Below are 19,631 nucleotides of genomic sequence, written 5' to 3' on the forward strand. Positions count from 1 at the left end.
GTCATCGGAGTAGAACGTCATTTCAACGCCTTTCGGTCAGGAACAAGAGGATCGGCCGGTCTGCCGGGGTGGGCGGTGCGGGTGCCGGTGGGCGGGTCGTTGTCGGCTCGCTCTGGTCGTTCGGCGGTCAGTGCGAGGAGTGGGCGACGAGGGCGGCGAGGAATCCGGCGACGGCTTCGGAGGGAGTGTGGATGCCGAACTCCTGAACCCACGGCGCGCCGTCGGCGGGCAGCACCTGGACGCGCCAGACGATGTCGCGCGCCCAGGCAGAGGGGTCTTCCGGGAGCCAGCCGACGTAGACGCGACCGTCCGGGCTGGTTGCGTGGACGTTGGCCTCCGGGGTGTCGACGACGGCCCAGCCAAGGCTGTCGAGGAGGTCGAGAACAGGACCGGCGCAGTGGTCGGAGGAGAGCCAGCAACGGTCTTCCGGGGCCGGGCGGACGATGGTCGGCAGGAGGGTGGCGGAGGTGGTCACGGTTGAACGATCCCTTCGTTGACCTGCGGTTTTCCCAACACCCGTACGTTGACATGCGGTGCGGCGGAGTACGTAGTCGATTCCCAGGAAGCGGCGTCTGCCGTGGGCGAACTGGCCGACGCCATCAGGGCCGTGCGCCGGGAATGGAACGGCGAACGGAGTTGTCGTACTGGGGTTGCGGCACGGGGCCGCACGGGAGCGAAGGGGGAGCAGGGATGGCGAAGCCGAGCAGACACGAGGATGGGGCCGGGCTGGAGCGCAAGGTCCGCGCCGCCGGGCGGCCGTGGACGGTGGGCGACATCGCGATGGTCGCTGACGGCCAGTGGGCTGTCGGCGTCCAGCCCGAGGTGCGGCGGGACGACGGCGCGGTGGTCCTGGACCGGAGCGCTGATGGGCGTCGCGTCGAATTGACGGTGGAGGAGGTGGCCCGCGCGGTGGGCTCCGGCATCTGGATGCGCACGGTGGGCGAGAGCCCTCCCGCCCAGCGCGACGAGGACCTCGCCTGATCGATCAGCGACGTGGCCCCGGGCCAGGTGCCGGCGGCCCGACGACGGCCGGAGTAGCTGCCTGGTCCGGTACCTGGCCGAGGACGTGTTGATCGCGCCCGGAGCGGGCAACAGCAGCCTGCGCCAGGCGGGCTGCTGTTGCCCGGTCCGCCGTCGCGGCAGCTTCACGCGCTTGGATCACGTGGCTGATCGCCTGAAGGGCCGTACGGCTTTCGGCTTGGGCGACGCGAAGGTCGGCTGCGGAGCTGGTGATGCGTTGCAGGTCGTAGAAGGCCGGTACGTGGCCGGGGCAGGTGAGGGCGTGCAGGCGCTCCTGGTGCACGGCCACAGAGCTGTCGGCGGTGACCAGGAGGGCCGAGCGGATGTGCATGACCGAAAGCAGGAGAGGGTCGTCGGTCGGGCGGCGGACCGCGATCGATTCCAGAGCTTCGATCGGACGGCCCCAGGCTTTCTCGATCATGGTTGTGGCCTGGTCGAGTGCGGTGGCGTCGGGCATGGCGGAACTCCGGGTATTCGAAGGGGGCGGAGGCGATGCTTCGGGAGCAGAGCCGGGGTCAGCGGCTGCGGCGCGGGGTCGACGGGCCGGCCGACGGCCTGGCCGCGAGAGCGGGCGCGGGACTTCCCGACGGGTTCTGTGCCGAAGCCGACGTGCGGCTTCGGGCGGCCATGACCCGGAGGTCGGCGGCTGTCCGGGGGAATCGCGCGGCGCGTTGGACGGCCTGCGTGACAGCAGTACGGCGTACGTCGAGGGGAGTGGGAGCCCGGGGAGCCTGGAGTGTGCTCGGAGTGACGGGGGTGAGCGAGACCAGATGTGCCACCTCACGGTGGATATGGTGGCGCTCGCGTACCACCGGGGCTGGATCGACCATGGTGGCTGCCGTCGCGGCGATCAGGTGGGAGGGCGTACGAGCCGTGAAGATTGCCTCCGCTCGGGTGCCCCAGCCGCGTGGACCCGCCCAGAGCGTGACGGCCTCTTCGTCAAAACGGTAGCGACGGTTGTCGATGAGGACGCCTGCTTGTCCGTCCGGAGCGACGATCTCGACGGTGCCGGAAGCGGCCCCGCCGCCGTGGGTCCAGCCGGCATCGATCAGTGGCCGTACGGCATCGGCCCAGTTCATCGACGGGTTCGCAAGGAAGCGTCCGTTGCCGTCGTAGACATCGGCTTCGGCGTAGTCGCTGGCCAACGCAGTGGTCAGGCCGACGACGACCTCGGGGGGCATCCTGTGGTTGAAGGTGGCAGTCCAGCGGGTCGAGGAGCTGGCCTCCTCGGCTGCGGTGATCTTCCACAGGTCGAAGTCGTCGCCGTACCAGCCGATGCGAATTCGGTGGTCGGGAGAGGTGATGACGAGCTGGCAGGGGCCGTCGTCGAGGTAGTGGTGAGGCCAGTGGGCGACCGGTGCGAAGCTGGGGTCGCCGGTCCCGCCGGTACCGGCCAGGTACCTCGGGCTGACCAGCACCTCCTGGTACAGATAGTCGTCGTTGGGTTGCTGGACACTCATGGTCGAGACTCCGGGCACGTAGGAGGGGAACGCGCCCGCGCGCGCCGCAGGACGAAGGGCTGGAGCGCACGCAGACGCGGTGGCAGCGGCGAGACGGCACTGGCTCTCAGCACCAGCACCCGGATCACCGTCCCCGGCCCGGGGCCGACCGGGCGGTGACAGCCGCCGGCACCCGCGCTTGCGGCTGCGGCACGTGGCTGAACAGGTCATTGGGCACGGCGGCACTCCGGCGCAGGGCCGCTGCGGTCCGGGCACCCTCCCCCGTCAGCGGGACATTCGGGTGGGTCCGCGTGGCCGCCGCGACGCGGGCGGGGCTCGGCGAGGCATTGAACGTGGTGAAGGGTCCGCTCCAGTGCTCGACGGTCGCGTAGACGGCCCCCAGCGCCTGGCCGGCCTCGGTCAGGGCGTAGGGGGCGCCGTGGTGCGAGCCGGTGCGTCCGACCAGGCCGTCGGCCTGCATCCGCAGAAGCCGGTGCCGGGCGGAGGGGCGGTCCACGCCGATCTCCTCGGCGATGTGACTGAACCGGAGAGGGCCGTTGGTGCCGAGGGCCTGGATAACGGCGGTCGTGTTCCGAAGGTTTAGACGGCCCAGGGCGTCCTCGACGCGTTCGGCTTCGGCCATCGTCTGGGACGGCAGGTGGGCCCGGGACCAGTCCGACAAGGTGCGGTGCACGGGGGCGAGCGACTCGCCGAGCGCGCTGAGCTGGTAGGTGCCCCTACGACGGACATCGGCACGGGTGATCAATCCGTCGGCGTGCATGTACATCAGCCGCTGACTTACTGACTGCTCGCCGACGAAGGGGAGTTGGGCGGCGATCTCGCGCACCCGCATGGGGCGGCTTTCCTGGGCGAGGATCATCGTCGACCAGGTGGTCCACTTCGGCCCGATCCGGGCAATCGCGTGGTCGATGCGCTGAGCGTCGACCGAGTCGAAGGAGAAGGCGGGGGGCTGCGTGGGGCTGGGCATGAGTGCGTTCTCTCCGGTAGGGGTCATCGGGAGCGGGGGTGGGAAGCCGTGCTGGAGATACCGGCGGAGGGAGCTGCAGCTGGATGGGCAGGGCGGCCAAGGTTCGCCGGGGCGCCGCTGCGGCCGAGGGCAGCGGCCACGCGCGACGTCGCCGTACGAGCCGCATTAAGGGCGGCCTCGCCGTGGGACGTAAGCGAGAGGAGTTGTCCCGGTCGGTACGGGCTCTCGCTGGTGTCGCTGTGCAGTAGCCCGTCCGCGATCATCTGCCGGACGGTCGAGGGCAGCGGCTGGGGACGCCGGCCCGTCCCGTCAGAGAGGTAGGGCTCCTCGCCGATCGCGGTCCGGCAAAGGCGTAGATCGCCGAGTTCGACCACTTCGAGCGCCTTGAGCTGGCGATTCACCTCTATCGCCCAGTCGTCGTCCCGGCCGGAACGCTGTTCCCGGTTCGCCTGGTGGGCCTTCGTCGCCGAGTGCTCGGTGTCCGGATTGGGGAGAAGGCACTGGTACGCGGAGACGGCCTCGATGAGCTGGTCGTAGGCGCGATCCTGCTTGGTGAGGAGTTCTCCGAGCTTCGGGATCGATGTCCGCAGGAACGCGTACGAGACGCGGGCCCTGCCGAGTTCGCCGCGCCCGATGGATTCGAGGAGCCAGAAGGCATCCCTGGCCGCAACCGTGACCCGGTCGTGTCGCTCGTTCAGCTCGTCCGCGGACGCGATCACCCGAGTCGAGGCTCGGTACAGCGGATCGCTAGGGCGATACGTGGTGTTGAGCATGCTGACGTTTGAGACTCCGAGCGCGTCGGCGACGAAGTGCATACCGGGCTCGGTGTTCGGGTCGTAGGGGTTCACTTGGCCGTCTCCATCCGGGCGAGCAGAGAGCGGACCAGCGTGGGCAGGCTGTCGGGACCGTCGCCGAGCCGGACGTGGTCGGTCACCTCGTCGAGGACGTACGTAGCGTCTTCGAGAAGGCCGCCGGAGATTTCCATGCAGGCGTCGGTGATCCGGGAGGCTGCGAGCAAGGACTCGGAGAGCACCTCGACGTAGTCGTCCGGCGCGAGACCGGCGGCGTCGGCCGCAGTACGGATCGCCTCCAACTCCAGCGCACTGAAACTGAAGTCGAAGCCATGGCCCTGCTCCGCGCTGGCCGGGGCGGAGAAGGCGGAGTCCGGTGGTTCCGTGGGGATGCCGACGCGTGTGCAGATCCGGTCGACCGAGGCGGTCAGCTCGGCCAGGGACTCGGTGAGCCATCCCAGGGCGGAGGCGTAGGAGGCCAGGGTGAAGAGACCTGCCGGGGTCGTGGGGAGTGGATCGTCGGCCACGAACCCTTCGAGCCGGTCGTTCAGCTCGCAGATCACCTGGGGCCCGGCGGACAGAGCACCGAGTACGGGATGCAGGTAGGAGCGGCTGGCTGCCGTCGGATAATCGGCGGTGAGGATCCCGGAGACGCGGTGCGCAGCATCGGTGAGCAGGCTTGCCAGTTCGGCACGGGTCAGCGGGGAGTGATCGGAGGTCATCGCTGGGGAGCCTTTCGAGAGGCAGCGGCCGGAGACTGGGCTGCTGCTTGAGAGGTCGACGGAGCAGCCGTCGACTGGCTCGCAAGGGGCGAGCGGGCGCGGGCGGCCTGCACTCGGGCCGCCGTACGGGAGTCCGCCTCGGTACCTCGCTCAGGGCCGGTACGGAGGTGAGCGGAGCGGTAGACCGCGTAGTCCTTCCGGCTTCCGGCGGCAACGAGGTAGACCTCGCGCCTGTGGTTCGAGCTGGGCGGGGCCGGGCGGAACTGGATGACCATCCGGTAGGCGACGGACGGATCCACGTACACCTTGTGGTATCCGGCGAGACGACCTTTCAGCGGGAGGCAGTCGTCGCTCCCGTGGACCAGGTTCTGCAGCTCCAGCAGCGCCAGATCGCGGATGCGATCGGGAAGGTTCCGCAGGTCCTCGATGGCGTCGGGATGCGCCGCGAAGGCGAAGCGGGCGCTCACAGCAGCCGCCCCTGTACCGAACGCTGTACCGGTACGGCTGCCGCGGACTGGTGGGCACCAGAGGCGGTCCTCGGTATCTCGGAGCTGCCGGCCGAGCGGGCGAGGGCGGCACGGGTCCGGAGGGCGGCAGCTTCACCGAGGTGTTCGGGTGGCTGCGGCAGCGGGGTGCTGCGGTCGTCCAGCCAGCGGAGAGCGGTCTCCTCATCGGCGAAGGCGCCCTCGCGCAGCGTGTACGTGTAGGCGTTGACGTCCCACTCTTGGAGGAAGAGGCGAATCGGTTCCTGGACGGTGTCGGAGTCGCGGGTCAACGTCCATGCCTCGCACGGGTCGTAGTCCGAGGTGTCGGTCTCGATGACCTCGTACCGCGTGCCTGATTCCCGGATCTCAGCCTCGATACGAACGGTGAGATCGTCGGCGGGAGTAGCGGCTTCGGCGCCTACCTCGGCCATCTGCTCAGGTGGGCAGCCTTGTTCGATCAACCAGTTCTGGGCGAAGGGGACCGTGGCGTGATAGGTCGTCTCCATGGTGAACGTGTTCAGGCTGAGATTCCGCGCCACCTTGATCGCGGCTACCTGCGGTTCGCCGGGGACGCCCCACGTGACCGACCCGTCGTGAGCGACGACGTAGCTGTGTGAGCCGTGGGGGGCGGGGTGGTGCTCGGTCAGGACCGTCAGGTCACCGGACCAGAACTGCTGCTCTGCGTACTCGGAGTCAGCGTCGGCGGGTACAAGGTCGTCGAGGCGGAAGTCGAGTTCGGTGCTCATGTCGTCGCCCCCGACTGCTCAGGCGCCGGGGTGACCAGCACCCGGTGGTTCGGCCTGGTCGGGCTCGTCGTACACGCGGCGAAGGGGCCGTCGGGGGCCCGGAGGTGGACCAGCGCCTGGTCCAGGTGGTCGCGGTGCCAGGTCGAAGGACCCGAGAGGCCGGCCTCGGTATCAGTGAGTTGCTGCCACGCGAGCCAGAGCGCGTGCAGTCGGGCGACGGCTTCCGGGTGTTCGTCCCACTGCGCGCACCACGGGCGGGAGGAGCTGATTTCTCGGCCGTAGACGGGGAGGAAGAGGTAGTTCACCCAGTCGCTGAGCGCGGTGAGTTCGGCGGCGTACGCTTCCCCGCCCAGGGCGAGGATGAACACCGAGGCGGGGCCCTCCGCCTGCGCGGCGTCGGCCGCCTCGGCTTCCGGAACGTCGTCCGTGTGCTGGTTGGCAACGGGTACGGGATCGGAGCCGAGGCGGTCGAGGAGGGCGCCGTGCTGCCTGACCTCGGCCATGGTCTTGGCGAGGGTGCTGGCGAGGTCGTCGAGATCCCCGTCGGGGATGCGGAACGGCTCGGGGCCGGGGGCGGTCGGGCTGGTGTCGGACATCGGGGCGTTCTCCATCTGTGAGACGGCGACATGCCCGAGAGGATCCGGAGAATCCGCGGTTTGGCGCGGCCGGAAAAGTCCGGTAGTGGGGCGCTACCCGCCCGCGCAGCGAGGACAGCGCGAAAAAGGCGGTGCCAGCAACTGCAGTGCGCGGGCAGCTTGTTGAGGGACGACGCCGTTGCCGAGCGCGGTGAGCTGCGCCGGGCGTCCGAGTCCCGGCGTGGCGGTGACCCAGCCGTCGTCGAGGCCCTGCATCCATTCCACGAAGTCGGCACGGAGCCGACCAGCCCCATCGGTGGGCTCGGGGACGGGACGGGTGAGCATCTCCCATCGGGTGATCGCTGGTGCGTACGGCCCCCATCGACGGTCCGTTCCGCGGACGCCGTCGGCTCCTCCGTCCAGAGCGGCAGGACGACCGCCGACAGGGGAGGCCGCCACCCCTTCCCCGGGCGTCGGCCCGGAGTTCCCGTGTCGCTGGCCCTCGGCGTGGGCAGCAGCGACGCTGCCGCACTGGGCAGGGTCATGTCCCCGTTGCCGTGCCGCTGGTTCGGCGAGCCCTTGATCCCGTCCGACGCCTTCGGGGTCGGCAGCAGGAGCCACTCGACCTCGTCGGCCAGGTTCGGACCGTGGCCGCCGCTCTTCCTCTTCGACGGGTGCTGGGAGCCGCCGTTCTTGCCGATGTTGCTCGTCGGCGTCTTCAACAGGGTTTCCGGTGGGCCAGGCGGTGAGGAAGGTCCGCTCGCGGCGGTGCGGGGCCCCGACGTCGGAGGCACGAAGCACGAGCCACGTCGCGTCGTACCCGAGGTCGGCCAGGGATCCGAGTACGGCACCGAGTGCCCGCAGAGGAGGCTGACCTGCGGTGTCTCCCAGACACCACGGGCAGAATTCCACGTCGCCAGGGGAACCGGCTGGGGAGGTGAGGAGGCCGCGCACATTCTCGATCACAACCAGGCAGGGTCGGAGGGCCTGGACCGCACGGGCGACGTGCAGCCAGAGCCCGGAGCGGGTCTGGGCGTTGAGGCCGGCCCGACGGCCGGCGACCGAGACGTCTTTGACAGGGGAAGCCGGCCGTCAGGACACACACCCGGGGAACGAGGGACCAGTCGACGGCTGTGATGTCGCCCAGGTTCGGGACGCCGGCCAGTGGCGGGCCAGGATGCGCGAGGCGTTCGGATCAACTTCGGAGTGCCATGCCAGCGTCCCGCCGAGGGCGGACTGCACGCCCAGGTCCAGCCCTCCGTACCCCGAGCAGAGCGACCCGATCAGCGGAGGGCGCACGATGGTGGTCCGCATGTCACCGCCCCCGTGCGGTCCGGCTCGGGGCAGCCGCCGCCGGCGGAACGGTGGAGGGCGCTGCGGCGGGCAGCGAGGCTGCGGTCGTTGACCGGCTGAGAGCGGCTCGAAGCTGCCGGGGCGGAGGCGACGCCGCTGCTGCCGCAGCGTAAAGGGAGTAGGAGGCGTCCCGGAGGGATGCGTCCGCCAGACCGAGTGCGTCACCTATCACCAGCGTGGCCGCTTCGCGCGCATCCATCGCGTCGGGCTGGTCGTTGAGGTGCTCGGTTCGCTCAAGGAAGGAGAGCTGGTGCGCCACCGAGCCGAGCGCGGAGGCCACCTCGCCTGCGGGCTCTACAGCGGCGGCGAAGTCGCTGATGACCTTGGCCGTGTGGGCGTCCAGGTCCGGAGATGCGGTGCGGATGAGGACCTCGTTGCCCAGGGCGGTGATCCTTTTTCCGAGTTCCGAGATCTGCTTGGCGACCGTCACGCTGTCCGGTCCGCGGTGAGGATCTCCGGGGATCGGGAGCTTGCCGCGTAGGGCGTCGAAGTTCTCGGCTGCGGACCGCAGGGCTCGGGCGTCGGATATGGGGGTGGTGTTCACGGTGAGTTCCAGTGGAGAGGGAGTGACGTGGGGGGAGGCTTCAGCTGGGGCCGAGGGATCGTGGTCGTACGGCAGCTGACCCGGGCGCACCCCGGGATGGCGCCGATGGCGGCGAGGGAAGGCGTGGTGAACTGCGGGCGAGGGCAGCCTGCACCTGGGCGGGGCGAGGCGCGTCGTCCGGAGGAGCTGGGGCCTTCGGCGCCGGAGAGGGATCGCCGGTCGCCAACTGCCAGCGGGTGCGCACCTCGTCGAGCGGACCGAGTACATAGAGCGCGTGGTTGATCAGGGGCCCGGGGCCCAGGGCCTCGTCCTCGGCCAGGGTCCGGACGGCGCGGGCGGAAGCGGCTGCGGTGCGGATCACGGAGGACCGCATGACCCGTTCACCCAGCCATTCCGCGCTGCCGGGGCCCACGCCGTCGCAGATGGCGGTGAGCTGCTCGCCCGACAGCGTGCCGTCCGCCAGGAGGCCCCGTCGCTGGGCTTCCCAGAGGAGGGTGACCCGGTCGATGGGCTCGCCCCGGTGACGCAGGGCACCGAAGCACCGGTAGAGCTGCCCGTGGCCCGGGTCGGCGAAGTCCCCCGGCCGCAACCAGCCCACTACCTCCCCCATGCCCTTCGGCTGATCGGCGAGGACGGCGAGCAGGAAACGCTCGTCCTCGGCGACCTGGTCGGCCTGAACCGTCGGCGTGGTCGGAACGGTGGCCGGCGGGGCGGGGGGCGCGACCGGACGCGGTTCGGTACCCCAGCGCCGCGCGAGAGCGGTGAGCACCCCGGCCAGGACATCCGCCGACCGCAGCGCACCCTCGACCTCTCCCCGCAGGACGTCGGCCCGAGCCGCCTGCTGGAGACGGATCGCGTGCTCGGCAACGGTCCGGTGGATCGCCCCCTCCAGCACCATGCGGCCGTACACCGGAGCGTGCTCGGGACGCGGGCAGGCAGAGACCAGGGTGTGGGCGTACACCGCGGTCAGCCCCCGGACGTGACGGCCGGCCTCGACGACGGAGTCGGTCACCCACGACAGAGGCACCGGACCATCAGCCGCTACCGCCGGGTGACCGTCGTTTCGGAGCTTCCGCAGCGCGGTGAACAGCGCCCGGTGAACCGGACGGTCGAAGTGATCGGGCGCGAGCCAGTCCAGGTGCGCGAGCTGGTTCGGGTCGAGCAGTACCGAGCCGAGGACTGCCTGCTCCGCCCGCAACAGCGGGTTCATCGTCGCCCTCGGCAACGAGAAGCCGGCGGACCGCCCCGCGCGGTGCGCAGTACGGCGACCGACTGGTCGGCGGCGGCCATCAACGCGACGAAGCGGTCCAGCTCGCCGGTGAAGGCCGGATCGGTAGCGCTGACCGAACCCGAACCGACGACTAGGCACCACTTGCCGTCACGCCGTACGGCCGGCGACCCGGCGAGCCGTCCGGAGCGAGGCACGGAGAAGGGAACGGAGGAGGAGTTACTGCGCGGGGACACGATGGGACTCCTGAACACGGAGAGGTGGGGGCGCCCGACTGCCTGGACGAGGGCGCCGGATCGGCAGGGAACAGCGGTCCGGCTTGCCGTTCTCCGGGGTGGCGTCCGCGACGGCGTCGAAGACGTCGACCGTCGCCCCGACCGCTCGTGGACAGTGCCCCGGTCGATCGGTGCCTGATCCAGAGGCCGCCGGCTGCGATGCAGAAGCGCCTCGGGGACGGGGGCGATCATGCCGACAGCTCGAAGTCGTCGTGGCCGATGGTCTTGGCGAGGGCTCGCTCGGTGATCGCCTTCGTGGCACGTGCGGAGGCCGGCCCGACCACCTTGGCGGAGGGCTCCTTGTACCAGGGCTTGAGGTTGAGCATGGCGACCCGGATCCCGGTGGCCAGCAGCAGCACCTTGCCCTTCGGGAGGGCGCGGATCGCGTCGGGCGGCAGAATCCGCTCGGTGCGCATGCTCACCGAGGTGGACTTACCGCCCTCGCTCCTCGACACCGAGGTGGTCTGGACATCGTGGTCACCGACCTGCCTGCTGAGACGGTCGGCGAAGTCGGCGTCATCAATGCCCGAACCGATGATCTTGACGGTGGCGGCGGAGTACAGGGCGTCCATACCCGCCTCGCCCCAACACCGCTGGCCCTGCCGATAAGACTGCAAGATCGTCATCGGGATCACACCTCGGCTACCCAGGTGGCTGTACAGGTCCGGGAGATCCGAGATGCGGCAGACGTTCGCCGCTTCGTCGAGGACGCACAGGGCGGGCGGGTCGAGTCGTCCGCCGGAGCGTTCGGCGACGATCACGGCCGCGCGCATGACGGCGTCGGCCGCAGCCGCGATGATCGCGCTCGCGCTGCCGCCGCCGTCCTTGCTGAGGAGGTACAGGGTGTCGCGGGAGGTGGCGAAGGCGAAGGGCTTGAACTCGGGGAGGTCCTTGTTCGGGGTGACCCAGGCGGCGACGTCCGGGTCGAGCAGGCAGCTCGCGTACTGCCTCGCGGTCTCATAGATGCCGTCGCGGGTTTCGGTTGCGCCGGAGACGGTGCCCTGGAGCTGGGCGGCGACCGCGTCGTGGCCGGCGTCGGTGAGCAGGTCCACCGGGGTGCGGTCGGCCGGGGTGGCGAGCCAGGCCAGGACGTCGGTGATCGGCCGCCGGTGGCTGGCGGCGGCCAGGAACAGCGCGCCGAGGGTGTTGCTCGCGGCGGTGGACCAGAAGTCGGAGCCGGACGACTCGTCCACGCTCGCGGAGACGAAGTGCCCGGCCAAGCGTTTCGCCCCGGCCAGGTCGCGGGCGTCGGCCAGGATGTCCCACCACATCTCTCGCGGATGGTGAGCGATCTGCTGCGGATCGAGGACCCAGACCGTGCCGACCTCGGCGCGGGCGTCCATCGTCGCGGTGAAGGCATCGTTCGCGGCCTTGTTACTGGTGAGCAGGACCGGGCCGGGAGCCGAGAGAATCGCGGGGATCGCCAGTCCGGACGTCTTCCCGCTTCGCGGAGCCATGATCGCGACGATCACGTCCTCCCAGGAAGCCCGGACCTCGGCACGACCGGGGTCGAGGGTGCCGAGCAGGATGCCGCGGTCGGCGGGCGCGACCTCTTTTACGCTCCCGGTCGCTGAGGGAGGGCCGGAGGCTCTGCGCCTTCGCGGTGCTCTCCTTGTCCAGCAGCGGCGCCAGCTCGCCCTTCCGGGCGAGGCCGGTCTTGGAGCCGGAGCGCCAGCGCATCCACAGCACCAGGCCGGTGGTGCCCAAGGCCAGAGTGATCAGGCCGGGGACGAGGCGGGCGCCGACCAGCAGCGCGGTGGTGCTCAGGGTCGGCCACAGCATCTCGGGGTGCAGCAGGGCATCCGTCGCGCGGAACGGGGCCCACGGTCCGCTACCGACAACGGAGTTCGTGACGTTGCCGGTCAGCCAGGCGAGGGAGCCGAAGGATATAGCGGCGCCGAGGACGCTGAAGAGGAGGTAGAGGAGCGCGTCCGACCCGGTGGTGGTCGAGGGTGCACTGGTACGTGGGAGCACGGTGGTTCCTTGGGTGTGCGAGCGGGCGATGGCGGGGCGCGCTCGGCTCTCGTGTCGTTCACGGGTCTGCTCCTTGACGGTCGGAGGGGAACGTTTCAGCGCTGGTGACCGGCAGGCCGTGCCGTGGGCGGGGGCGGCGTGGCGGGCGCCGGGGCGCTGGTCTCGACGCCGGCCTTGGCCGCGACGGGCGAGACCTGGAGAGCGACTGCCTGCCGCCGGACCTCGGGATCGAGATTCCCCTCGGTGGTGCGAGCGACCAGGTCCGGGGCGACCGAGCCGGCACCGAAGACGTCGTCGAGCAGTTCTCGGCTCCGCAGGGTGCGGACCTTCTCGTGATGCCGGAGGTCTGCCCGCTGGGCCGGGCACGCGGCGACCCCGTCCGCAGCGACCGCTAACTCCTCGTGGACGTCATGGAGCATCTCGTGGGCGGCGGCCAGTGCCTTCCAGGTCTCCCAAGTGGAATAGACCTCGGGGTCGGCGGGAAACTCCAGGCGGCCACGGGTCCAGTCGGCGGCAGCGGCGACGAGTTCGCTCAGTTCGGGCAGAGCCCCGACCAGCGCGCCATTGATCTCCTCGATGATCCCGGCCACTTCTTCGGGCGTGGCGTCCTCGTGGAGGCGAGCGATCATTCCGCGGACGGAGTACGGGTCGGCGGAGGCGCTGGGCAGGTACCGGGCCTGCAGTGGGCTGTCGGAGCCGAGTGCCTCGCTGCGCTGGGCGAGCCGGATGTTGTGCTGCATGGCAGCGCCGACGGCCTCGCCGATGCTGGAGTAGTGCTCGGGCATGTTGCCCTCCCGGGTAGTGGTCATGGACGGCCGATCCGACTGCGGGCGCGCGACGGGTCGACGGCTGGCGGCGGCCAGGACGACCTGAGTCACAGTCGGGGGCCTGGGGCGCGCGGCGGGAGGCCCGCCGCGCTGGGCTGCGTCGACCGAGAGTCGGGAGACGAGGAGACCTGAGCCTTGGCCGCTGCAGGCGAAGCGGCGAGGGCGGCGCCTCGGAATTGGGGTAGCCATCGAGAGCGCGTCTGCGCCTGGTCCGAGGGCTGATGCGCACGGCCGACACCGAGCAACTCGTCTTCCGAATCGACGAGTTCCGACATGGCCGAGTGGACGAAGTCCTCGGCGAAGCCGAAGCGGTCGGCGAGCTGGAACGCCTCGTCGTCGAGATCGGTGATCTGCTCGCCTGCCGCCTCCAGTGCCTCCCGGATGCGCTCCAGCGCGCCGTGCTCGGGATCAAGGAGGTGGTCGAGAGCCTGCTTCAGGTCGGCGCCGGTCTCGGCAGACCTGATCTGTTCGGTGAGCCGGAGGAGTTCCGCTCCGGCGGCGTAGGGCCCGAGCGGGTTCGCCGCGGTGAACGCCGTGGTGGTGTCGAGGGTGGGGTCGAGGTCGACACCGTAGCGAGCGGCGCGGAGCATCTCGGCAGCGTGGGTGGCGATGGCCGCCCGGTCATCGGCCGGGGTGGTGGTGGGGAGGCGGTGACGTCGGCCGTACCAGTCGTCGATCTGTTGGAAGCCGGCGTGCTTGAGGAGCGTGGCGGACAGGTCGTCGCTGGCCCCCTTGGCCGAGACGCTGCCGCTGGGCTCGGCGGTGATGGTGATGGAGGGAGAAGGCATGCGGATCTCCTGGGTTCGGGGCGTCGATTGCGGAGCGATGGGCAGGTGGCCCAGCTCGGCGGCGAGAAGATGGCACTCGGATTGCAGGCGGAAGGCGTCGCGATAGGCGTTGTGGAGGCTTCCGTCCTCGCGAGCGATGGTGGCCACGACGTGCACCTGTCGTGGCCGGTTACGTACGGCGATCCACCGGCAGGCGTCCGGATCGCCTTCCGGGGCGATTCCGGTGGCGTCCACCAAGCGCCGGGCGACAGCGGCCCACTGCGGGTCGGTGAGGTCTGGCTGCCGGGGGTCGGAGCGGACCGAGCAGACCCATGTCGGCTGCGCGGGTGCACGTGTCCCGAGCCGTTCGACGGGTGCGTCGAGGGCGTGCGCCAAGTAGGGCAGCGAGTCGGGCTCGGCGAGTAGTTCGATCGGGGCTCCGTGACCTTCGCCCGCGATTAGTCGAGGGCTGACGTGGTCGCCACGTTCGCCGGGACCGTACAGGTACGAGAGCAGCCCCACGGTGTTACTGGCACGCTGCAGGTGAGCGATCACGGCGTCTACCTCGGAGGAGTAGTGGACACGAGCCGGACTTTCGGGCCGTCAAGCGAAGAGAATCCGCAGAATCCGCGATTTGGACCGGCCGGAGTTCGCTGGTAGATGCCACCGACCTTCCCGAGGCATCGAGGCCATGTGAGGCGACTCGTTCGGGTGTGCCCCGCTATCGCTGAGACGTGTCGAGGCGTGGTGTCGGACCGTCAGAAGTGAGGGTTCTCCGTCGGCCGGTCGGCCTCGGTGGCGGCCTGGAGCAGCTCGGCGAGGTCTCCGGGTCCGGAGGAGCGCTGGTCGATCCACCACCCGGCGCGAGTAACGAAGCGCGCGGCCTCCTCGATCGCCTCCCACTCCGTCTCATCGGTCTCCCCTTCGAGGACCAGGGCGGTATAGGCAGCGGCCAGGATCTGGTGACGACAGCGCATGCCCCAGGCGACGGCCCGGTCGGTTCCCTCCAGCGGAGGCATCCGGTACTGCTCCGACCAGGCTTCCGATTCGGCCTGCTCTTCCGCTCGCTTGGCTTCCAGCCAGGCCGCCTTGTCCTGCTCGTCCCCCTCCTTGGCGGCCCGCCAGCAGTCCGTGCACTCCTGCTTGGCGAGCCATTCGGCGAAGCCCGCGCGGCGGTCGGCCGCCCGGCCGGACAGGTCGCGCTCGTCGTGGTGGCCGCACGAGTGGGTGATGGGCCAGATGGTCTTCACAGCCATGAGAACTGCTCCTTACAGAAGGTGTGTTATCGACTTCGGGAGAACGCGATGCGCGGGTCCACGGGTCGCCCCGAAGCCCCGGAGGCAGCGGCGGCGGGAGTCGGCGCCTTGTCCCGGAGGCCCGAGCGCGCTGGGCTCGCTGCGAGCGCGGCGGTGTTGCGAGAGTGGTTGGGGATGGCGCCCTGACCGGGGAGGAGGCGCTCGGCGCTCGTGGGCGCGGGAGCGCGGCGCAGTGCCGCGTCGCGGGCGAGGCGGGGATGAACAGCGACCTGGAGGCCGGACCGCTGCATCGCCACCGTGGCGCTGGCGACCTTCTGCACGGACTCGGTGCGGTCGGCGGTGACGGGCAGCGTGTAGATGTCCAGATTCGGGTCCAGCCGCCAGCCGTGCTCCTCCAGGATGAGCTGACCGCCGAGCGCCGAGGAGTGGTCGCTGGTAGCCGCGACGATGCCGAGCTGCGGATGCTCGGCGAACGCCACCTCGGGATCTGCGCGCGGGGCCTGGTCACGGGTGGGATTCGCACGGGAGGTCAGCGAGGGGTCGTACGCGGCGTCCACGTCGACCTGGTAGCCGGCCTCGCGCAGTAGCGCGACTGCCCGGGAGGTACGGCCCGGTCCATCACGTTTCTGATCGGCCAGTGCGTACAGTGTCGGCTGGTCCGGTAGGGGGTGGAAGTCGAACCGCGCCAACATCCAGGCGGTGGAGACGAGTTGCTTTGGGTTCGCGGCGACTATTCCGTGGTCAGGGTGGTGGCCGAAGGCGACATCGGGAAGTGATGGGTAATGGGTGGGCATGGCTGATCCATCCGGTGTGGGCGTGCAGGGCAGGGGCCAGGGCCGGGATGGTTCTGGTGGTACGAGGCACGGAGGACTCCGAGAGGAAAGTGGTCAGCGACCGGGGGCGGACGAGGGGCGGGCCGAAGGTGCGGGGCGGACGGCCGCCGCCGTGGCAGGGAGCGCCGAGGCAGCGCGGCGCTGCGCAGCCGTCGGCGAGGGCGCGAGAGCAGCACGTACCCGTGGTGGCGCAGGCGTCGAAGCAGCGACCTGGTTCGTACGGCTCCGGGCCTTCCCGGGGTGCACGGCATGGCGGTCGGCCAGATCGCCGCGTATCGCGCGCAGCTCGATCGCGTAGGAGTCGAGGCTCTCGGCGATGGAGCGCAGACGCTGCGCGTAACGGTGATCGGCCGGTTCGCCGAACCCTTCCCACCACTCGGCCGTCGTGTCGAGGATCTCCACAACCCGGTGAAGAACGCCGTCGCCCGGGGCGGTCACTTCGCTCAGGTTGGCGACCATGTCGCGCGTATGCGTCGACGCCTTGATGTGTTTGGCCAGAAACCCGAGGCGGTCGCCGAGGCTCGTCTCCGGGATCAGGAAGGGAGGCGCGTCGTGTTCCAGCAGGTCAGGGTCGCACGAGACACCGAAGCCGTCGGCCCGCAGCATGTCGAAGGCCCGGGTCACCACCAGCCGCTGCTCATCCGGGTCGGTCATGGCCGAGGGCAGCCGGTGGTAGTGCCCACCGCCGAACTCGACGGCGGGGACGAAGCCCGCGCGGTGGAGCACCGCGTCGGCGGCGATGTCGTGAGCGAACCGTTTCGGCGTCGGTCGTGGAGGTACGCCGAGCTGATCCAGACGGGTGTCGACGGCAGCCAGCAACCTTGTGACGTCGCCGCGGTGCCGGGCGTGGGGGCCGTCCGGCTCCGAGTCGTAGATCACTTCGTAGACCGCCGGCTCAGCGCTTCGGTGGCGGGTGACGAGCCAGCTCTCGGGGTACCCCGGTGGGTGCTCGCTGGACGGTTCCTGCGGCGGCGAGATGATCACATTGCTGCCGTCGGGAAGCGAGGTGTGGACGAAGTAGTCGCTGAGGCCGTACTCGACGGTGCAGACCAGGCCGCGTTGCCGAAGGGGGGAGGTGAGGTGCCCGTACCCGCGTTCGTGCTCCGGATCGCTGTCCGGCGCCCGTGAGGCAACGGGCCCGCTTGTACGCGCGGTGATACGCGCGCCCTCCCGTTGGAGGGTAACCAGGGGCTGGTCGGGGGGCATCTGTGGTCTCCGTGGCCGAGCGCCCCATGGTCGACGACACGGGTCAACGTGAGGGGCGCGTGTATGGGTACCGGTGTTATGAGGATCCGGAGATCGGCAGGTTTGGCTGAGCCGGAATGCGGTGGTAGTGGCGTCAGCGGGACCGATGGGGAGGCGTCGGCGACGCGGGAGGCACAGGGGGCGGGGTTGGTGGAGCTGTGCTGGTGCCGGAGGCGGATCGCTTGAGAGCCACTCGCGCCCGCTCGGTCTGCGAGGGCTGCTCGGGTTCCGGCCGGTTGGTCACGTATTCAGCGGCCCGTACCAGCGCCGGACCGTGGAGCGACAGCTCGTGCGCGTCGTGCCAGCCCTCGGCGTTTCGGATTTCCTGGGCCCGGCCCTCGTAGAGCGCCCGGGTGCCGGGGAGGGAGCCGTCCATGATCGCTATGACGTCGTCCCACTCGCGCTGGATCTGTCCGGCTCGTTTCAGGGCGGCGTCGATGCTGCTCAGGCGACGGAGGTCCTCGCTGATCGGCCCCCCGAGGTAGTCGGCGCCGGTGGCGGCGGCGCGGACCCCGGCCAGTACCTCGGGGCCGTGAGCGAGGAAGACCTCGACGTGTTTCCACGCTTGGGCGTCGCGTACGACCTTGCCGTCCGCGTAGCCCTTCTCGTCCACGGGCCAACCGTCGTGGTCGCAGAAGTAGTCCGAGACGGCGTCCCAGGCGTCTTCTGCCTGCTTGATGCCGGCGGCAGCGGAGGCCAGTGCCGGGACGTGTTGCCGCCACGCGATGTGGTCGTTGCCTGCCGGTGGCCGGTCTTCGTTGGATGAGGGCGAAGTGGGCACGTTGAGTCCTTGGTTCCTGTGGCGGTGCTACCGCGAATACGGCGGCGAAGGGGGTTGGCGGTGGGTGCAGACGTGTTCCTCTGCGGGCCGGCGGAACCGCGTCTGGACGCGGGCTTCGGCGCGGCGGCTCGGTGGTGAGCTGGGGTGGGCCGGTCACTCCAGTCGACCGGCGGTTCGCCGACCCTGAGGATCGCCGCTGGGGTGTAGCTCGCCTCGGGAGGCAGGCGACCCGCAGGGGCCGTCAACTCGGCTGCGGGCAGCGGTGGTTGAGCTAGCCCGACATGCGTGCGTCAGTGTCGAAGAGTTCGCGTTCGGAAGGGTGGAGGAGGTGTTGGGTGACGAAGCTCCGTCCGGCGACCTTCCATAGGCCCCTGCCCTTGGTGAGGGCGGAGACGGCCTGGGTTTCTACTCCGGTGAGTCCCAACAGGGATGCTGCTGCGGCAAGTTGGTCGCTCTCCTGCCGGTAGATGATGCGTGTGCTGCAGTCGGCGAGGAGCCCCTCGGCCAGCACCCGGCCGCGCGATCCGGCGTCTCCCGCGCTGAGCAGGTCGGAAAGCCGGTGGATGACCAGCAGGTTCGCGATGCCGAGCCCTCGGCTGAGCTTCCACTGGCTCTGCATCCGTTCCAGCAGCGCGATGTGCTTCAGGACGCGCCATCCTTCGTCGTAGATCACCCAGCGTCGTCCGCCGTCGGGGTCTGCGAGAGCGGACTCCATCCAGGCGCTGGCGCAGGTCATCGCCAGAACCAGGCCGGTGTCGTCGCCTGAGTTACCGAGCCGGGAGAGGTCGATCGACAGCATCGGCGTCGTCGGGTCGAAGGCGACGGTCGAGGGGGCGTCGAACATCCCGCTGAGATCGCCGTGCACGAGCCGACGCAGGGCGTGGGCAAGGTCCTGAGCTGCGTGGCCCATTCCTCCGGCCGGGCGGCCGAAGCCGCGGTCGAGGCGGTCCGGCGAGCCCATGACATCGGCGATGTCGCCGAGGAGCGGCACCGTGCCGCGATTCGTGGCCTCGGCGACGACCAGGTCCAGGCCGAGGTCCAGGGCCGTGTGCTCCATCGGGAGCAGATCGCGGTTCAGCACGGTGCGGGCGAGACTGGCCAGCAGCGCGAGACGCCGTTTGCGTACTTCGGCGGACCAGTCCTCTGCGGTCACCGACGTGGGTCGCGCCGGGGCATCCAGAGGGTTGAGACGCCCGGGGAGCCCCGGTCCCAGCGCGATGGTGTGGCCGCCGAGAGCCTGCGCCACGTTCGACCATTCACCCTTCGGGTCGCTGGGCACATAGATCTTGTACCCGTGGGCGATGGCCCGCGTCGCGATGGACTTCGCCAGCGCCGACTTCCCCATGCCGATGATTCCCGCGAGCACCGCGTTGGGGTTGGTGAAGCCCTCGATCCGCCCGCTGTTGTACAGAGCGAACGGGTCATAGCAGAAGGCGGCCTCCGCGTGCACGTCCCTGCCGATGAAGATCCCGGACGAGCCGAGGCCGCCCTCGGCCAAGAACGGGTAAGCGCCGCTGACCGTGGCGGTCGTCATCCGGTGAGCGGGCAGCCGAAGCTTGCTGCCGCGCGCCGAGGCGGGGCCGGGTCGCCCCGACGCCGGGTAGACCGGTCGCAGCTCCGGGTCGAGGGCGGCCTCCTTGCGGTGCTTGGGTGGTGCCCCGGCCAGCTGTGCCTGGCGGCGGGCGGCGGCGAAACCGGCGCGGGCCGCGCGCTGTTGGGCGCTGGATGCCTTGCGGGGGACGAACAGGTGGGAGGCGCTGGCGCGGGTCCTGGGCATGAACG

The 19,631-nt window shown here is 70.3% G+C and carries 20 protein-coding genes and 2 pseudogenes; 1 reads left to right on the forward strand and 21 read right to left on the reverse strand.

The window, feature by feature from the left end; translation table 11 throughout:
• Positions 1–127: 127 nt before the first annotated feature.
• On the reverse strand, positions 128–475 hold the full coding sequence (locus ACIRJT_RS19390; RefSeq protein WP_403910734.1) for a DUF317 domain-containing protein: 348 nt from the start codon (positions 473–475) through the stop codon (positions 128–130).
• A 215-nt stretch (positions 476–690) separates the two neighbouring features.
• Between ACIRJT_RS19390 and ACIRJT_RS19395 the strand changes: the two genes are divergently transcribed.
• Positions 691–981, forward strand: coding sequence for a hypothetical protein (locus tag ACIRJT_RS19395; RefSeq protein WP_403910735.1), 291 nt, complete (start codon positions 691–693; stop codon positions 979–981).
• Positions 982–985: 4 nt separating this feature from the next.
• Here the strand turns inward: ACIRJT_RS19395 and ACIRJT_RS19400 are convergent, their stop codons facing one another.
• The 20 genes and pseudogenes from ACIRJT_RS19400 to ACIRJT_RS19495 form a co-directional block, all read right to left on the reverse strand.
• Complete coding sequence (locus ACIRJT_RS19400; RefSeq protein WP_403910736.1) at positions 986–1,477, reverse strand: hypothetical protein; 492 nt, start codon at positions 1,475–1,477, stop codon at positions 986–988.
• A gap of 58 nt (positions 1,478–1,535) precedes the next feature.
• Positions 1,536–2,480, reverse strand: a complete 945-nt coding sequence (locus ACIRJT_RS19405) for a DUF317 domain-containing protein (protein ID WP_403910737.1) — start codon at positions 2,478–2,480, stop codon at positions 1,536–1,538.
• 124 nt (positions 2,481–2,604) lie between these two features.
• The gene (locus ACIRJT_RS19410; protein ID WP_403910739.1) at positions 2,605–3,447 is read right to left on the reverse strand and encodes a winged helix-turn-helix transcriptional regulator; all 843 of its coding nucleotides are present in this window, start codon (positions 3,445–3,447) and stop codon (positions 2,605–2,607) included.
• A gap of 23 nt (positions 3,448–3,470) precedes the next feature.
• Positions 3,471–4,295, reverse strand: coding sequence for a large ATP-binding protein (locus ACIRJT_RS19415; protein ID WP_403910740.1), 825 nt, complete (start codon positions 4,293–4,295; stop codon positions 3,471–3,473).
• Positions 4,292–4,960, reverse strand: coding sequence for a hypothetical protein (locus ACIRJT_RS19420; RefSeq protein WP_403910742.1), 669 nt, complete (start codon positions 4,958–4,960; stop codon positions 4,292–4,294). The genes ACIRJT_RS19415 and ACIRJT_RS19420 overlap by 4 nt, the downstream gene beginning before the upstream one ends.
• A complete protein-coding gene (locus tag ACIRJT_RS19425) occupies positions 4,957–5,427 on the reverse strand; it encodes a hypothetical protein (protein WP_403910744.1) in 471 nt (156 codons plus the stop codon). Before ACIRJT_RS19425 ends, ACIRJT_RS19420 begins: the two co-directional genes overlap by 4 nt.
• Entirely contained in the window at positions 5,424–6,191 is a 768-nt protein-coding gene (locus ACIRJT_RS19430; RefSeq protein ID WP_403910746.1) for a glycosyl hydrolase, read from the reverse strand. Before ACIRJT_RS19430 ends, ACIRJT_RS19425 begins: the two co-directional genes overlap by 4 nt.
• The gene (locus tag ACIRJT_RS19435) at positions 6,188–6,787 is read right to left on the reverse strand and encodes a DUF4913 domain-containing protein (protein ID WP_401636681.1); all 600 of its coding nucleotides are present in this window, start codon (positions 6,785–6,787) and stop codon (positions 6,188–6,190) included. Before ACIRJT_RS19435 ends, ACIRJT_RS19430 begins: the two co-directional genes overlap by 4 nt.
• Before the next feature lie 93 nt (positions 6,788–6,880).
• Positions 6,881–7,786: pseudogene (locus ACIRJT_RS19440) on the reverse strand (DNA cytosine methyltransferase); the annotation flags it as partial.
• A gap of 295 nt (positions 7,787–8,081) precedes the next feature.
• A complete protein-coding gene (locus tag ACIRJT_RS19445) occupies positions 8,082–8,663 on the reverse strand; it encodes a hypothetical protein (protein WP_403910748.1) in 582 nt (193 codons plus the stop codon).
• A gap of 40 nt (positions 8,664–8,703) precedes the next feature.
• Positions 8,704–9,873, reverse strand: a complete 1,170-nt coding sequence (locus ACIRJT_RS19450) for a DnaB-like helicase N-terminal domain-containing protein (protein WP_403910749.1) — start codon at positions 9,871–9,873, stop codon at positions 8,704–8,706.
• A complete protein-coding gene (locus ACIRJT_RS19455) occupies positions 9,870–10,127 on the reverse strand; it encodes a hypothetical protein (protein ID WP_403910751.1) in 258 nt (85 codons plus the stop codon). Before ACIRJT_RS19455 ends, ACIRJT_RS19450 begins: the two co-directional genes overlap by 4 nt.
• 227 nt (positions 10,128–10,354) lie before the next feature.
• Positions 10,355–12,140, reverse strand: a pseudogene (locus ACIRJT_RS19460) (type IV secretory system conjugative DNA transfer family protein).
• Positions 12,141–12,235: 95 nt separating this feature from the next.
• On the reverse strand, positions 12,236–12,949 hold the full coding sequence (locus ACIRJT_RS19465; RefSeq protein ID WP_403910753.1) for a hypothetical protein: 714 nt from the start codon (positions 12,947–12,949) through the stop codon (positions 12,236–12,238).
• Between the two features lie 65 nt (positions 12,950–13,014).
• Complete coding sequence (locus ACIRJT_RS19470; protein ID WP_403910754.1) at positions 13,015–14,289, reverse strand: hypothetical protein; 1,275 nt, start codon at positions 14,287–14,289, stop codon at positions 13,015–13,017.
• 203 nt (positions 14,290–14,492) lie between these two features.
• Positions 14,493–14,990: a hypothetical protein gene (locus tag ACIRJT_RS19475; RefSeq protein WP_030578046.1), complete on the reverse strand. Its 498-nt coding sequence runs from the start codon at positions 14,988–14,990 to the stop codon at positions 14,493–14,495.
• A 26-nt stretch (positions 14,991–15,016) separates the two neighbouring features.
• Positions 15,017–15,784 (reverse strand): hypothetical protein, encoded by a 768-nt coding sequence (locus tag ACIRJT_RS19480; protein ID WP_403910757.1) that lies wholly within the window; start codon positions 15,782–15,784, stop codon positions 15,017–15,019.
• 93 nt (positions 15,785–15,877) lie between these two features.
• The gene (locus tag ACIRJT_RS19485) at positions 15,878–17,029 is read right to left on the reverse strand and encodes a hypothetical protein (protein WP_403910759.1); all 1,152 of its coding nucleotides are present in this window, start codon (positions 17,027–17,029) and stop codon (positions 15,878–15,880) included.
• Between the two features lie 133 nt (positions 17,030–17,162).
• Positions 17,163–17,849, reverse strand: coding sequence for a hypothetical protein (locus ACIRJT_RS19490; protein ID WP_403910761.1), 687 nt, complete (start codon positions 17,847–17,849; stop codon positions 17,163–17,165).
• A gap of 271 nt (positions 17,850–18,120) precedes the next feature.
• Positions 18,121–19,626: an ATP-binding protein gene (locus ACIRJT_RS19495; RefSeq protein ID WP_403910763.1), complete on the reverse strand. Its 1,506-nt coding sequence runs from the start codon at positions 19,624–19,626 to the stop codon at positions 18,121–18,123.
• Positions 19,627–19,631: the final 5 nt, after the last annotated feature.

Origin of the sequence: Streptomyces sp. NPDC102283 (assembly GCF_044766265.1) — a bacterium.
Lineage (GTDB): Bacteria > Actinomycetota > Actinomycetes > Streptomycetales > Streptomycetaceae > Streptomyces.

Bases quoted from the DNA above. Each gene is read 5' to 3' on its own strand.
- ACIRJT_RS19395 (WP_403910735.1), top strand. From the start codon at position 691: ATGGCGAAGCCGAGCAGACACGAGGATGGGGCCGGGCTGGAGCGCAAG.
- ACIRJT_RS19400 (WP_403910736.1), bottom strand. From the start codon at position 1,477: ATGCCCGACGCCACCGCACTCGACCAGGCCACAACCATGATCGAGAAA.
- ACIRJT_RS19405 (WP_403910737.1), bottom strand. From the start codon at position 2,480: ATGAGTGTCCAGCAACCCAACGACGACTATCTGTACCAGGAGGTGCTG.
- ACIRJT_RS19410 (WP_403910739.1), bottom strand. From the start codon at position 3,447: ATGCCCAGCCCCACGCAGCCCCCCGCCTTCTCCTTCGACTCGGTCGAC.
- ACIRJT_RS19420 (WP_403910742.1), bottom strand. From the start codon at position 4,960: ATGACCTCCGATCACTCCCCGCTGACCCGTGCCGAACTGGCAAGCCTG.
- ACIRJT_RS19430 (WP_403910746.1), bottom strand. From the start codon at position 6,191: ATGAGCACCGAACTCGACTTCCGCCTCGACGACCTTGTACCCGCCGAC.
- ACIRJT_RS19435 (WP_401636681.1), bottom strand. From the start codon at position 6,787: ATGTCCGACACCAGCCCGACCGCCCCCGGCCCCGAGCCGTTCCGCATC.
- ACIRJT_RS19450 (WP_403910749.1), bottom strand. From the start codon at position 9,873: ATGAACCCGCTGTTGCGGGCGGAGCAGGCAGTCCTCGGCTCGGTACTG.
- ACIRJT_RS19465 (WP_403910753.1), bottom strand. From the start codon at position 12,949: ATGACCACTACCCGGGAGGGCAACATGCCCGAGCACTACTCCAGCATC.
- ACIRJT_RS19475 (WP_030578046.1), bottom strand. From the start codon at position 14,990: ATGGCTGTGAAGACCATCTGGCCCATCACCCACTCGTGCGGCCACCAC.
- ACIRJT_RS19480 (WP_403910757.1), bottom strand. From the start codon at position 15,784: ATGCCCACCCATTACCCATCACTTCCCGATGTCGCCTTCGGCCACCAC.
- ACIRJT_RS19485 (WP_403910759.1), bottom strand. From the start codon at position 17,029: ATGCCCCCCGACCAGCCCCTGGTTACCCTCCAACGGGAGGGCGCGCGT.
- ACIRJT_RS19495 (WP_403910763.1), bottom strand. From the start codon at position 19,626: ATGCCCAGGACCCGCGCCAGCGCCTCCCACCTGTTCGTCCCCCGCAAG.